The following is a 12,948-nucleotide window of genomic DNA, read 5'->3' on the forward strand; positions in this document are numbered from 1 at the left end:
GTCGGGATAACTTGTTTTGCACAGTCAATCTGTGGGCTGTTGGCGTGCGCTCGGCGGCCCGCTGCGCCAGCACGCCATTTTTGTGCTGTGGATAACAATGTGCACAACAGGGATAATAAGTAGGGATAACTCGCTGGCGATCCCATCTCAGACGGCAAGCCGCGTCTCGAACTTGCTGCGGAAGGTGGAAAAATAGCTTTTCACATTGCGCACATTGGCATGCGCTGTAAACAGGCTGTGCGCCAGCGCATGATAGGCCGGCATGTCGGCCACCTGCACGATCAGCACGAAATCGGGTCCGGGCGAGACGCGGTAGCATTGCAGCACTGCCGCCTCGGCGGCCACCAGTTGTTCGAACTCGGCCATGCGTTCGGCCGCCTGCACATCGAGCGTGATCTCGACCACCGCCGTCAGGCTCGGCCCGACCAGTTGCGGCGCGACAATCGCCACCTGCCGCTCGATCACGCCGCTGTCGGTCAAATGCTTGACCCGGCGCAGGCAAGTGGGCGCCGAGACGTGCACCAGCCGCGCCAGCTCACTGTTGGTTTGTGATGCATCAACTTGCAAGGCATTCAGGATGCGCCGGTCGATATCGTCCAGCAGGATGGTGGCAGCACTCATAATTTAATGAATTGGCAAAGAAATTTCGATTAAATGAAAGAATATTTCATCGCAAAATATACATGAAATATTCAATCAAAAATACATGAATTTAGAAAGCTTATTTCATGCGCTCTGCATTAGCATGCGTGCATTAGTTAATTTTCAATTCGAGGTTTCTCATGTGCGGCATTGTCGGCGCGGTAGCGCAACGTAATATCACCCCCATCCTGGTCGAAGGCCTGAAGCGCCTGGAATACCGCGGCTACGATTCCTGCGGCATCGCGCTGCATACCGACGGCCGCTTGCAGCGTTCGCGCTCGACCGCGCGCGTGGCCGAGCTGGAAAAGCAGATCGCCGAAGAAGGCATCAGCGGCTTCACGGGCATCGCCCACACGCGCTGGGCCACGCATGGCGCCCCGGTGTCGTTCAATGCCCACCCGCATTTTTCGCCGAACGAAGAAAATCCGCGCGTGGCCCTGGTGCATAACGGCATTATCGAGAACCATGACGAACTGCGTGCCGAACTGACGGCCCTCGGTTATGTGTTCCAGAGCCAGACCGATACCGAAGTCATCGCCCACCTGGTCGAGCACATGTACAACGGCGACCTGTTCGAGACCGTGCAACAAGCCGTCAAGCGCCTCGACGGCGCTTATGCGATCGCCGTTTTCTGCCGCGACGAACCGCACCGCGTGGTTGCCGCCCGCCAGGGTTCGCCGCTGATCGTCGGCCTGGGCGAGGGTGAAAACTTTGTCGCTTCCGACGCCATGGCGCTGGCCGGCACCACCAGCCAGATTATCTACCTGGAAGAAGGCGACGTGGTCGACCTGCAACTGTCGCGCGTGTGGATCGTCGACGTCGACGGCAAGCCGGTCGAGCGCGAAGTGAAAACCGTGCACGCCCACACCGGTGCGGCCGAACTGGGTCCGTATCGCCACTATATGCAGAAAGAAATCTTCGAGCAGCCGCGCGCCATCGGCGACACGCTCGAAGGCGTGACGGGCATCATGCCCGAGCTGTTCGGCGACGACGCCCATAAAATCTTCAAGCAGATCGACCGCGTGCTGATCCTGGCCTGCGGCACCAGCTCGTATGCCGGCATGACCGCCAAATACTGGATCGAATCGATCGCCAAAGTACCGGTCAGCGTGGAAGTGGCCAGCGAATACCGCTACCGCGACAGCGTGCCGCACCCGAATACCCTGATCGTCACCATTTCGCAAAGCGGCGAAACGGCCGACACCCTGGCCGCCCTGAAACATGCGCGCAGCCTGGGCATGCACCACACGCTGACGATCTGCAACGTGGCCACCAGCGCCATGGTGCGTGAATGCGCGCTGGCCTACATCACCCGCGCCGGCGTGGAAGTGGGCGTCGCCTCGACCAAGGCCTTCACCACCCAGCTGGCCGGCCTGTTCCTGCTGACCTTGTGCCTGGCGCAAGTCAACGGCCACCTGAGCGAAGAAGACGAAGCGGCCCACCTGAAAGCCATGCGTCACCTGCCGGTGGCGATCGCTTCGGTACTGGCGCTGGAACCGCAGATCATCGCCTGGTCCGAAGAATTCGCCCGCAAGGAAAACGCCCTTTTCCTCGGCCGTGGCATGCACTACCCGATCGCCCTGGAAGGCGCGCTGAAGCTGAAGGAAATTTCCTATATTCACGCCGAAGCCTACCCTGCCGGTGAACTGAAACACGGCCCGCTGGCCCTGGTAACCAATGAAATGCCGGTCGTCACCATCGCCCCGAACGACGCCCTGATCGAAAAACTGAAGTCGAACATGCAGGAAGTGCGCGCCCGCGGCGGCCAGCTGTACGTCTTCGCCGACGTCGACTCGCACATCAGCTCGGGCGAAGGCCTGCACGTGATCCGCCTGCCGGAACACTACGGCGTGCTGTCCCCGATCCTGCACGTGGTGGCGCTGCAATTGCTGGCGTATCACACGGCGCTGGCGCGCGGCACCGATGTCGACAAGCCACGCAATCTGGCAAAATCGGTGACGGTCGAGTAAGGTTTTACCGGACGAGACGCGCGAGCATGCGCGTTTCGTCGATTGCCGCCAGGCGCGCAATGCGCCTGGCAGGTTTCTGATCTTGCATGCATTGCCGGTCCGTTTTTCAACTGAGCGTATTTGACCGCTCCCGCAGCCGCATGCGCAAGCCCAGCGGCGACATCGTAAATCCCATCAGCTCAAGTGGCTCCTTGCCATCTTGCGTATCGATGGCAACCATCTCGAAACTTCCCAGCAGCATCGCGCAAGCGACCTTGATTTCCAGCAGCGCCAGATAGCGTCCGGGGCAGGTGCGCGGGCCGGCGCCGAAGGGCATCGTCAGCGGCTGTTCGCTGGCGCCGCCCCCCTGCCCCAGCCAGCGGCCCGGGTCGAAATCGCTGCCGGGCGGCACATCGTGATGCTGGCGCATCACGCACCACAGCAGGCCGCCTTTCGGTACCGCCACGTCGCCCACCACGCTGTCGCGCAGGGCCTCCAATGGGATAAACGGCGTGGGCGGTTTCAGGCGCAGCGCTTCGCGCGCGCAGGCGTCGAGATAGTCCAGCGCATTGATCTGTTCGATGGTGAATTGCTCCGGGTCGGGCGCCACGCGCAGCACTTCCTCGCGCGCGCGCCGCAGCGCCAGCGGATTGCTGTGCAGTAAATACAGCAGCCAGCACAGCGCGCTGCCGGTGGTGTCTTCGCCGGCCAGCAGCAGGGTGGCGACATTGCCGGCCACGCTGCTGTCGTCAATGCTGTGGCCATCGTCTTGCGCCGCGCACAGCATCGCTTCGAGCAGGTTGGCCGGATGCTGGCGGCGTGCCGGGTCGGCGGCCAGGCGCGCGCGGGCGGCGGCGATCAGTTCGTCGACGGCGACGCGCAGCGCGGCCACGCTGGCGTCGACCGCACGCTCGCGCGCCAGTGATACGTAGCGCCAGTATGGAAACGGCGCCATCGAGCGGCGCGCCAGACCGGCCAGGATGACGGCCATGTGCCGCTGCAGCGCGTGTTCGCCATGTTCGATGGTGTTGATCTCGATGCCGAACGCCAGGCCGGCGATGATGTCGATGCTGTAGCATTTCAGATCAATCGCCAGGTCGATCTGGTGATCGTCGCGCGCGGCCTGGCGCCAGCGTTCGCGCAGGCGCAGGCCGGTTGCCACCAATGCCGGAAAATATGCCTTGACGGCGTGTGGCGCCAGCGCCGCCATGACCATGCGGCGCTGCGCGCGCCAGGCGTCGCCTTCGGCCAGCAGCAGGCCGTGGCGGTCGTCCATCTCGAGCGCCACTTGCGCCGTGGCCGACGGGCGGCGAAAGCCGTCGGGACGCTCGCGCAGCACGCTGGCGATCAGCGCCGGGTCGGCCAGCACCAGCACCGGCGTGGTGGCAAAGCGCATGGCGAACAGCGGGCCGTAGCGTCGCGCCCACGCTTCGACCTGGCGGTGCATGCGGGTGGGCGACAGTTGCGGCAGGTTGCCCAGCAGCGGCCACGGGCGTGGTCCGGGCAGGTCGGCAAGGTGGCGTGGCATGCATCTCTCCTGTAGTGGCATGCGCCCACTGTGCCGCCGTGCGGCATCGGCGTCTTGAACGTTTGCGACAAGCCGGCGCCGGGTTAGAATTGCCTATGCCCCATCCTGCCGCCACGCGTCTGCTCGTGCCCCCTTGTGCGCTGTCATCGTGCGTACGCGCCATCGTTACGCGCAGCACGGTGGCGTCGCCGTTGACCGATCCGCGCGACCGCTACAACCACTCGCCCGCCACGCCGCTGTGCACCATCGCCTGGTTCATCGAGGGCGAGGGCGAACTGGTGGTGCCTGCCGGTTTGCCGGTGCCCGCCGTGCCGGTGCGCGCCGTGTTTGCAGGCCCGCAAACCCAGCCCACCACCAGCTGGAATCCCGGCCCCGTGCGCCTGTTCATGGTGATGTTCTATCCGCCGGCGCTGCAGGCCATCAGCGGCATCGCCATCGCCGACTGGGTCGATCGCTGGGCGGCGGTGGATGATGTGCTGGGGCCGCGATGGAGCGCGCTGTCGGAGGCAGTGTTGAGTGCGCCCGACGATGCGGCGCGCTTGCTGGCGCTGGAGGCGTGCTTGTCGCCCTGGTGGCAGTCGGCCAGGCCCAGGGGGCCCGGTGCGCTGGCCGGCGACTGGGTGCGCCAACTGGCGTGGCAGGCGGCCGATACGGCGCTGGGGCGCGGCGTACGCAATGTCGAGCGGCGCATCAAGGCGCGCGCGGGGCAGTCGATGCGCAGCCTGCTGCGGCTGCGCCGCGCCGAGCAGGCGTTTTTCGAGGCGCGCGCCAGGTCGCTGGACGGCGCGGTGAACCTGGCGGATGTGGCCGCGCAAGGCGGCTATGCGGACCAGGCGCACTTGTGCCGCGAGGTGCGCGATATCACCGGCCACAGCCCGGGCAAATTCCTGCGCCTGCTGCAGTCCGGTGACGAGAGCTACTGGATTTACCGCATCTGGCTGTAGGCTCGCATCACGCCGCCCGCAGCGCCAGCGTGGTTTTCCTTGCCGCCATGCGCGGCGCATCGCCGGCCAGCGCCTGCGCTTCGCCTGCGTCGAGCTGGAAGCGCTGCACCAGTTGCGCCAGCATCGCCGCCTGGTCCTGCATGCTGGCCGCGGCGGCGGCCGCCTGTTCCACCAGCGCCGCGTTTTGCTGGGTGACGGCATCCATTTCATTGATCGCCTGGTTGACGTGGCCGATGCCGGTGCTTTGTTCCTGCGAGGCGGCGCTGATGGCGGCCATGATCTCGGTCACGCGCGACACGCTGGAGACGACTTGATCCATCGTCACGCCCGCTTCCGCCACCAAAGTGCTGCCGACCTTGATGCTGTCGACCGAGTTGCCGATCAAGACCTTGATCTCCTTGGCGGCCTCGGCGCTGCGATGCGCCAGGCTGCGCACTTCCGACGCCACCACCGCAAAGCCGCGGCCCTGTTCGCCGGCGCGCGCCGCTTCCACCGCTGCATTCAAGGCCAGGATATTGGTCTGGAAGGCGATGCCGTCGATCACGCCGATAATGTCGACGATGCGCGTGGCCGAGGCATTGATGGTGTCCATCGTCTGCACCACGCGCGAGACGACTTGCCCGCCCTTCTCGGCCACGCTGGCGGCCGACAGCACCAGGGTATTGGCCTGCTGTGCGTTGACAGCGTTCTGGTTGACGGTGGAGGTCAGTTCCTCCATCGAGGCGGCCGTCTCTTCGAGCGAACTGGCCTGGCTTTCCGTGCGGGCCGACAAATCGCTGTTGCCGGTGGCAATTTCAGCCGAGGCCAGCGCGATGGTGTTGGCGCTGCGGCGGATCTCGCCGATGGTGTCGGCCAGCTGGTTCTGCATGGTCTGCATGCCGAACAGGATGCTGCTGTCATCCCCCTTGACGGTCTCCAGGGGGCCGCTCAGGTTGCCGCTGGCAATGCGCGAGGCGGCCTGCCGGACGGTGCCCGGGTCGCCGCCGATGGTGGCGCGCAGGCTGCGGTTGACCAGGGTGACCAGCAGCGCCAGCGCCAGCGAGACCACCGCCAGCACAATCGCCGCTTCCAGCAGTTCCTGCTTGAAGGCATCGTTGATATCATCCATGTAGACACCGGTGATCAGATCCCACTCCCACGGCGCGTAGCGCATCACATGCGACACCTTGGGCAGAACCTTGGTGCCGCCCGGGCGTGCCCACACGTAATACACATAGCCGGTACCGCTGGCGCTGGCGCCCGCTTCGGCGATATGGCGGTACAGATAGTAGCCATTGGAATCCTTGAAGCCGCTCATGTCCTTGCCATTGTTTTGCGGCGCGAACGGATTCATCAGCGAAATCATGTTCTTGTTGGTAATCGCGGTATAGCCGCCGCCGCTGAAGCGCAGCGACTTGACGGCGGCGATCGCCTGCTTCTGTGCCTCATCCTTGCTCAGGGTGCCGCTTTTGGTCTGCTCGTCAAAATGCTTCACGAGGCTGTGCGCCACTTCGTTCACATTGCTCAGGTCCTTGCGCCGCTCATCGAGGCGCAACTCGCGGGTCTGTACCGCGCTGTAGATAAAAATGATCACAATGCACAGCAGGCTGGCGACCAGCGGCAGCCAGAGTTTTTGTTGAAACGAAAGCTTATTCATCAAGGAACTTTTCAAAGGAGAGATCGGCCGTTGCCTGCAGGGGCGGTGGCAAGAGGGGATGTCGCAGGGGCGAGGCAACACAGGAATTACAGCAAAAGAAACGATTCTTAAATGCAATTAAAATTGTTGCTTAGTATAGTTGCTTTCTATTCAGCAAAAAACACTATAAAGTGGTATGGTTTGTTGCCAAATACGGTCTAATCGATGGACAAGCTTGTTGCGATGCAGGTATTTATTACCACGGTAGCCTGCGGCAGCCAGTCGGCCGCCGCCCAGAAACTGGGCTTGTCGCGCCCTGTCGTGTCGCGCTACCTGGGCGAACTGGAGGACTGGGCCGGCGCGCGCCTGCTGCACCGCACTACCCGCAGGCTGAGCCTGACGGATGCCGGCATGGAGGCGCTGGCGCGCTGCCGCCAGTTGCTGGAGATGGCGAAAAGCATACAGTTGTCGGTGGGCGAACCGAGCGGCGTGCCGCGCGGCAGGCTGCGCATCACCGCCAGCACCACCCTCGGGCGCTCGGTGCTGACCAATATGATCGCGCAATTCGTGGAGCTCTACCCCGGCGTCGGCGTCGACATGCTGCTGTCCGACCAGACCGTCAGCCTGGTCGACGAGCGCATCGACCTTGCCATCCGCATCACCAATACCCTGGGTCCGAACGTGGTGGCCAGGAAGCTGGCGCAATGCCGGGTCCTGCTGTGCGCTGCGCCCGCCTATCTGCAGCGCCGCGCCGCACCGCGCCATGTCGAGGAACTGAGCGAGCACAATTGCCTGCTGCATTCTTTCTATGGCAAAAGCACATGGACTTTTCGCTGCGGCGGCGAGGAACTGGCGGTGCCCGTCACGGGCAACCTCAGCGCCAATGATGCGGCCGCCATCGAACAGGCGGTGCTGTACGGCGCCGGCCTGGCCATGCTGCCGGCCTACATGGCCTTGCCGCTGATCGACAAGGGCGCGCTGGTGGCCCTGCTGCCGGAATGCGAAGCGATGCCGATGGACATCTACGCCATCTACGCCACCCGCAAGAACATGCCGGTGGCGCTCAGCAAGCTGATCGAGTTTCTCGAGAGCCGTTTCAAGCAGGCGCGGCTGGGTTGAAGTCAATACAGCTGGCCGCGCATCGCCGTGTCATAGCCCTCGTCCATGGCCTGCGCCGCGCCGCTGTCGGCGCCGGTGATGGCCGCCACGAGCTCGCCCGGCGACGGCAGGGCCTTGCGGTCCAGCCGGGCTTCTTCTGTCCACAGCTTCGCGCGGTTGATGGCTTTGCCGCAGTGGAACAGCACTTCATCGAGCTTTACCACGACGGCGGTCTTCGGCAGGCGTGCGCCTTCGGCCAGCGCCTGCAGCAGTTCCGGATGCGTCGAAATGGCCGCATGGCCGTTGATGCGCATGAATATTTCCAGGCCCGGAAACAGGAACAGCATGCCGATCCGGTCATCCTGCTGCAGATTGGTCAGCGAGGCGATGCGGTTGTTGCCGGGCCAGTCGGCAAAGGCGACCGTCTTGCTGTCCAGCGCATGCACGAAACCCGCTGCGCCGCCGCGCGGCGAGGCGTCGAGGCCGTCGGCGCTGCCGCTGGCCAGGCAAAAGAAGGTCGCCGCTTTCAAATAGCTCAGGTGAAACGGCAGCAGATGGTCGAGCACGGCCTTGACGATCATCTCGGACGGCGGGGCGTACAGTTCACTTAAATTGACGTTGGTCATGTTTTATCCTGGAGGCGGTGATGATCACCACCATAGCGCCGAAAGCGTGGCGCTGCTAAGCTGGAATAGCCAATCAATAGCTCAAGCACGCCATGCCCACTGCCGCCCCGCTCGTTCCACTTGCCCCGCTTGAAATCAAGCTGCATCACGCCGTGACCATGGCCGATGGCGAGCCGCCCCTGATCGCCGTCACCGGCAAGGAAAGCGTGCCGCGCGAGTCGGCCCCGCACAGCCATCCGCCGGGCCAGCTGCTGGGCCTGTTTTCGGGCCTGCTGACGGTGCGCACCGATGCCGGCGCCTGGACCATTCCCACCACGCACGCCGTCTGGATACCGTCCTCGTGCACGCATGCGGCCAGGTCGCATGGTCCATTTTCGGGCTGGGCCGTATATGTGGCGCCCGAGCGCTGCGCCGCGCTGCCGCAGCAGCCCTGCGCGATCGCGGTGTCGGGGCTGCTGCGCGAAGCGGTGCTGCGCGCGGCGCAGTGGGAAGTGGCGCCTTTGGACCGCGCCCGCGCGCAGGTGGCGCAAGTGCTATTGGATGAAATCGCCACCGCGCCGATCGATGCGCCGGGCTTGAGCCTGCCACGCGAAGCGCGCCTGCTGCGCATCGCCAGCGCCCTGATCGCCGACCCGGCCGATGCGCGCACGCTGGAGCAATGGGCAGCCTGGGCCAACCTGGCGCCGCGCACCCTGAGCCGGCGCTTTGCCGTCGAGACCGGCATGAGTCTGACGGCCTGGCGCCAGCGCGTGCGCCTGCTGCGATCGCTGGAACTGCTGGCCGGCGGCTTGCCCGTGACGACGGTGGCGTTTGATCTGGGCTACGACAATGTCAGCGCCTTTATCGCCCTGTTCCGGCGCACCTTCGGCACCACGCCGGGGCGGTATTTTGCGCCTGCAGCGGCTGCTATCTGACGACCGGCGCCATGCGCAACTTTGCCAGCATCGTTTGCAAGCGCTGTTGCATGTTGGCGCGCAAGGCGGCATCGAGCAGCGGTGCGATATCCGCGTAGCCATCCTCGATGCGTTTCAAGAGGGCATCGAAATGGTCTGATGCGTCCGCATGGGTGGCGAAGCCGAAACGCAGGTAGTCCTGCAGCATCGCCTCGCGCGTGATGTCGTGGCGGCCGGCGCTCACTTGCATGACCAGCACGCCGGGATCGTCTTGCGTATCCGGCACGACATCGAAGGCGGGTGACAGGCGCCAGCGTTGCTGATCGAGGTCGAACAGCACGGCGTGGTTGCGCGGATGATCGTCGCTATTGCCGACCACGCCGTTGAACACCATGCGGCCAAATAGTTCGATGCCGTCTTCCGGCGGCGCGCCGATGCGCTTGAGCTCTTCGGCCAGGCGCGGATAACTGGCGCCGCTGCTGTCGGCCGCTTCCACCGGTGGATACTGCACTTGCAGCAGGGACGCGGCGCTGACGGTCATGATGCGTTGCGCGCCGCGCCGGTCGAAGCGCAGGATGCGCAGCACGCTGCGCCCGATGCCCAGCCGATGGTGGCGCGTGTCGGCGAAACGCAGGCCGGCCCTTCTGCCCCACTGCATCGTGGCATGCTCAAGCAGCGCCAGGTCGACCGTATCGGTCATCAGGCCCGGCTTCACCAGCCAGTAGTCGTTGCCGTCCTGTACCGTGGCTTTCGGCCGGGCGCCGCCCATGCTGGGCGTGGCAAACAGGCGCTTGCGCAAGAGACCGTCGATGGCCGGTTTGGCTTGCGCAATCGCCAGCACTTCCTGCACCAGCGCATCGAGGCGGTGCAGCCGGGGGCTGGCCAGTTTCGCGACATGCGGTTTGCGCGACTCTCCGACCGCCAGTGCGCCCCAGCGGTCGCCATTGCCGGACAGGCGCAAAAAGTCGATGGCCGTGGCGTGTACACCCAGCTGGTGTTCCCGGCGTATCAGCATCTGCCCCCAGGAGTCCGGGCTGGCGTCGCGCAGCACGTCGTGCAAGCCGTCATAACGCTGCGCCGGGTAGTCCACGCCGGGAACGAAAGGCAGGTTGACCGGATCGATGGCCCAGGACAATCCCGCTTCGACATAGCTGGGCGCATAGCGGAAGCTGCCGCTGCCGGCATGCGCATCGGGCAGGTAGCGGCCGGCCACCACCCACTCGCCATTGTCGGGGCGTTGCAAGTAGACGAACAGCGGGCGCTCAGAAGTAGTCATCATCGCCCTCCTTCAAGCCTGGCCGGCTGCGCATTGCCGGGCTGTCCATCTGCCACAGCGCCACCTCGAGTTCCGGTGCGGCCATGCCGAGCATGCCGAGCACGTGGAAGGCGGCCAGGAACAGGCCGACGTTGACGGACGCTTCGCCGCGCTCCATGCGCTGCAGGGTCGGATGTGAAATGTCGAGACGGGCGCACAGGTCGCGCGCCGTGATGTTTTGCTGTACCCGCTGCTTGCGCACGCACTGGCCCCAGGTGCGCAGCCGTTCGTTGACGAGGGTGGGCATGGTATCGGGGCTGCGCAGGCGTTTTGTCATGATTGAAGAATGAACATATTTTTTATATTGTAGTCCTTAAATGAAAAATGATGTCGATATTGGTTTACCTTGAAGATAAACATATCATTGAATTTAAAGTGTTTAATTTAAATATTATGTTCACTATTTCGCACGGTCAAAACTCTTCTCACTCCGACAGTGCCGGTTCCGCCTGCTGTTGCCTGGCAGGCAGCGGGGCATGAGCCGGCGAGGCTGGCACCGGCCTGGCCACTGGCAGCGTGACAGCGGAGGTTGGCTTGACGCTGGCCGGCTGGTCGCCCAGCTTGAACACGCTGACCACTTGCGCCAGGGTCGCCGCCTGTTCACGCAGGGCGGCGGCGGCCGCAGCCGATTCCTCCACCAGGGCGGCGTTTTCCTGGGTGTCGATGTCCATCTCGCTGATGGCGCGGTTGATCTGTTCGATGCCAGCCGTCTGCTCGGCGCTGGCCGAGGTGATTTCGCCCATGATGTCGGTCACGCGACGCACGCTGTCGACCAGGCCGGTCATGCTGGCGCCGGCCTGGTGCACCAGCGCGCTGCCGCTGGCGACCGAGGCGGTCGAGTCATCGATCAGGTGCTTGATTTCCCTGGCGGCCTGGCTTGAGCGCTGGGCCAGGTTGCGCACTTCGGTGGCCACCACGGCGAAGCCGCGTCCCTGCTCGCCGGCGCGCGCCGCTTCGACGGCGGCGTTCAGGGCCAGGATATTGGTCTGGAACGCGATGCCGTCGATGACGCCGATAATATCGGTGATCTTGCTCGACGACGCGCTGATCTGGTCCATCGTGGCGACCACCTGCGTGATCATGGCGCCGCCGCGCTGGGCCGCGCCCGAGGCGGTATCGGCCAGCACATGGGCCTGGCGCGCATTGTCGGCATTCTGCTTGACGGTCGCGGTCAGCTCTTCCATCGACGAGGCAGTCTCTTCCAGCGAACTGGCTTCGTGCTCGGTGCGCGAGGACAGCTCCTGGCTGCCGGCCGCTACCTGGGCCGAGGCGGCGGCGATGGTGTCGGTGCTGGCGCGCACCGTGCCCACCGTGCGCGCCAGGCTGTCGTTCATGCCCTTGAGCGCCTGCAGCAGCTGGCCCATCTCGTCGCGCGATGTGACGATGATGGTGCTGCTGAGGTCACCGGCGGCCACCGTGTGCGCCACTTTCAAGGCCTGCGCCAGCGGCGTAGTGACGGAATGGGTAATCGTGTAAGACAGCAGCGCCGCGCACAGCAGCGCGATGGCCGACAGCGCGACGAGCAAGGTGCGCGTGGTGAGATAGGTGTCGTGCGCGCTGGCGGCGAAGAGCGTGGCCACGTCGCTCTGCAAGGCGATCTCCTGCGCGATCAGGCGCTTGTAGGTGTCGAGCATGGCGCGCACCTGGTCATACATATAGCTGCGCGCTTGCTCCAGGGTGCTGGTCTTGACCAGGCCCATCAGCACATCCTGGCCTTCCGCATAGCGCACGTGGGCCGCGCGCAGCTGCGTTACCAGTTCGCGTTCGCGCGGCAGCTTGGCCATGCGCTCGAGCCTGGCCATGTCGGCCAGCGCCGCCGCGCGCGCGGCCAGCACGGCGCCCACCTGCTTTTGCCGGTCGGCCGGATCGGTGGTCAGCATATTGTTGCGCAGGCCGATGGCGATATCGTTGACGTGGTCGGCCAGCGCATTGGCGATCGCGATTTTCGGCATGCTGTCGCTGACGATATGGTCGGTGCCCTGGTTGATTCTGCCCAGCATGGCCAGGCCCAGGCAGGAGATGACGACCAGCATGGCGCTGATGGCGCCAAAGCCCAGGGCAAGGCGTTTGCCAATATGGATGTTGGAGATGAACTTCATGATGGGCTCGATAGGGAAGTGGAAGGACCGGCCGCGTTGGCGAAGCACGTTGTCCTGAGCACACGATGCTAGTCTTTTTCATATCACATATCTATAGTGCAATAGACGTAGGCCAGTAGCGGCAATTGCCTGCCAAACGCCGATGCAGCCTGCAATTGCGCGTTTTACGGCGGCGTTTTCGGCTATATTGTGCCGCTAACAAACCTACTCTTCCGTCCATAGGCCCGCATGATTTCTCA

The 12,948-nt window shown here is 64.3% G+C and carries 11 protein-coding genes; 4 read left to right on the forward strand and 7 right to left on the reverse strand.

Features of this window, described 5'->3' with window-relative positions; genetic code table 11:
- Nucleotides 1–147 precede the first annotated feature (147 nt).
- Complete coding sequence (locus ASR47_RS11385; protein ID WP_065307891.1) at nt 148–621, reverse strand: Lrp/AsnC family transcriptional regulator; 474 nt, start codon at nt 619–621, stop codon at nt 148–150.
- 161 nt (nt 622–782) lie between these two features.
- Between ASR47_RS11385 and glmS the strand changes: the two genes are divergently transcribed.
- A complete protein-coding gene (gene glmS, locus ASR47_RS11390; protein ID WP_065307892.1) occupies nt 783–2,612 on the forward strand; it encodes a glutamine--fructose-6-phosphate transaminase (isomerizing) in 1,830 nt (609 codons plus the stop codon).
- A 106-nt stretch (nt 2,613–2,718) separates the two neighbouring features.
- Here the strand turns inward: glmS and ASR47_RS11395 are convergent, their stop codons facing one another.
- Nucleotides 2,719–4,119, reverse strand: a complete 1,401-nt coding sequence (locus ASR47_RS11395; RefSeq protein ID WP_065307893.1) for a cytochrome P450 — start codon at nt 4,117–4,119, stop codon at nt 2,719–2,721.
- A 95-nt stretch (nt 4,120–4,214) separates the two neighbouring features.
- On the opposite strand from ASR47_RS11395, the gene ASR47_RS11400 reads away from it, so the two are divergent.
- Nucleotides 4,215–5,063 carry a helix-turn-helix domain-containing protein gene (locus tag ASR47_RS11400; RefSeq protein WP_065307894.1) on the forward strand — a complete coding sequence of 283 codons (849 nt, stop codon included), beginning with the start codon at nt 4,215–4,217 and terminating at the stop codon, nt 5,061–5,063.
- Between the two features lie 7 nt (nt 5,064–5,070).
- On the opposite strand, the gene ASR47_RS11405 is transcribed toward ASR47_RS11400, so the two are convergent.
- On the reverse strand, nt 5,071–6,699 hold the full coding sequence (locus tag ASR47_RS11405) for a methyl-accepting chemotaxis protein (protein WP_065307895.1): 1,629 nt from the start codon (nt 6,697–6,699) through the stop codon (nt 5,071–5,073).
- Between the two features lie 204 nt (nt 6,700–6,903).
- Here ASR47_RS11405 and ASR47_RS11410 point away from each other — a divergent pair, with 204 nt between their 5' ends.
- Entirely contained in the window at nt 6,904–7,797 is an 894-nt protein-coding gene (locus ASR47_RS11410) for a LysR family transcriptional regulator (RefSeq protein ID WP_082988872.1), read from the forward strand.
- Nucleotides 7,798–7,799: 2 nt separating this feature from the next.
- On the opposite strand, the gene ASR47_RS11415 is transcribed toward ASR47_RS11410, so the two are convergent.
- Nucleotides 7,800–8,402, reverse strand: coding sequence for an MSMEG_1061 family FMN-dependent PPOX-type flavoprotein (locus ASR47_RS11415; RefSeq protein ID WP_065307897.1), 603 nt, complete (start codon nt 8,400–8,402; stop codon nt 7,800–7,802).
- Nucleotides 8,403–8,494: 92 nt separating this feature from the next.
- On the opposite strand from ASR47_RS11415, the gene ASR47_RS11420 reads away from it, so the two are divergent.
- Entirely contained in the window at nt 8,495–9,316 is an 822-nt protein-coding gene (locus ASR47_RS11420; protein ID WP_065307898.1) for an AraC family transcriptional regulator, read from the forward strand.
- Here ASR47_RS11420 and ASR47_RS11425 read toward each other — a convergent pair.
- The 3 genes from ASR47_RS11425 to ASR47_RS28155 all read right to left on the reverse strand — a co-directional run bounded on the left by ASR47_RS11425 (nt 9,309) and on the right by ASR47_RS28155 (nt 12,709).
- Nucleotides 9,309–10,574 carry a type II toxin-antitoxin system HipA family toxin gene (locus tag ASR47_RS11425; RefSeq protein WP_245714328.1) on the reverse strand — a complete coding sequence of 422 codons (1,266 nt, stop codon included), beginning with the start codon at nt 10,572–10,574 and terminating at the stop codon, nt 9,309–9,311. The two genes, ASR47_RS11420 and ASR47_RS11425, sit on opposite strands and share 8 nt — an antisense overlap.
- Nucleotides 10,558–10,887 carry a helix-turn-helix domain-containing protein gene (locus ASR47_RS11430; protein WP_065307900.1) on the reverse strand — a complete coding sequence of 110 codons (330 nt, stop codon included), beginning with the start codon at nt 10,885–10,887 and terminating at the stop codon, nt 10,558–10,560. The genes ASR47_RS11425 and ASR47_RS11430 overlap by 17 nt, the downstream gene beginning before the upstream one ends.
- Before the next feature lie 148 nt (nt 10,888–11,035).
- Nucleotides 11,036–12,709, reverse strand: a complete 1,674-nt coding sequence (locus ASR47_RS28155; protein WP_065307901.1) for a methyl-accepting chemotaxis protein — start codon at nt 12,707–12,709, stop codon at nt 11,036–11,038.
- Between the last annotated feature and the right edge of the window lie 239 nt (nt 12,710–12,948).

It is taken from the genome of Janthinobacterium psychrotolerans (assembly GCF_001677885.1).
In the GTDB taxonomy this organism is placed as follows: domain Bacteria; phylum Pseudomonadota; class Gammaproteobacteria; order Burkholderiales; family Burkholderiaceae_D; genus Janthinobacterium; species Janthinobacterium psychrotolerans.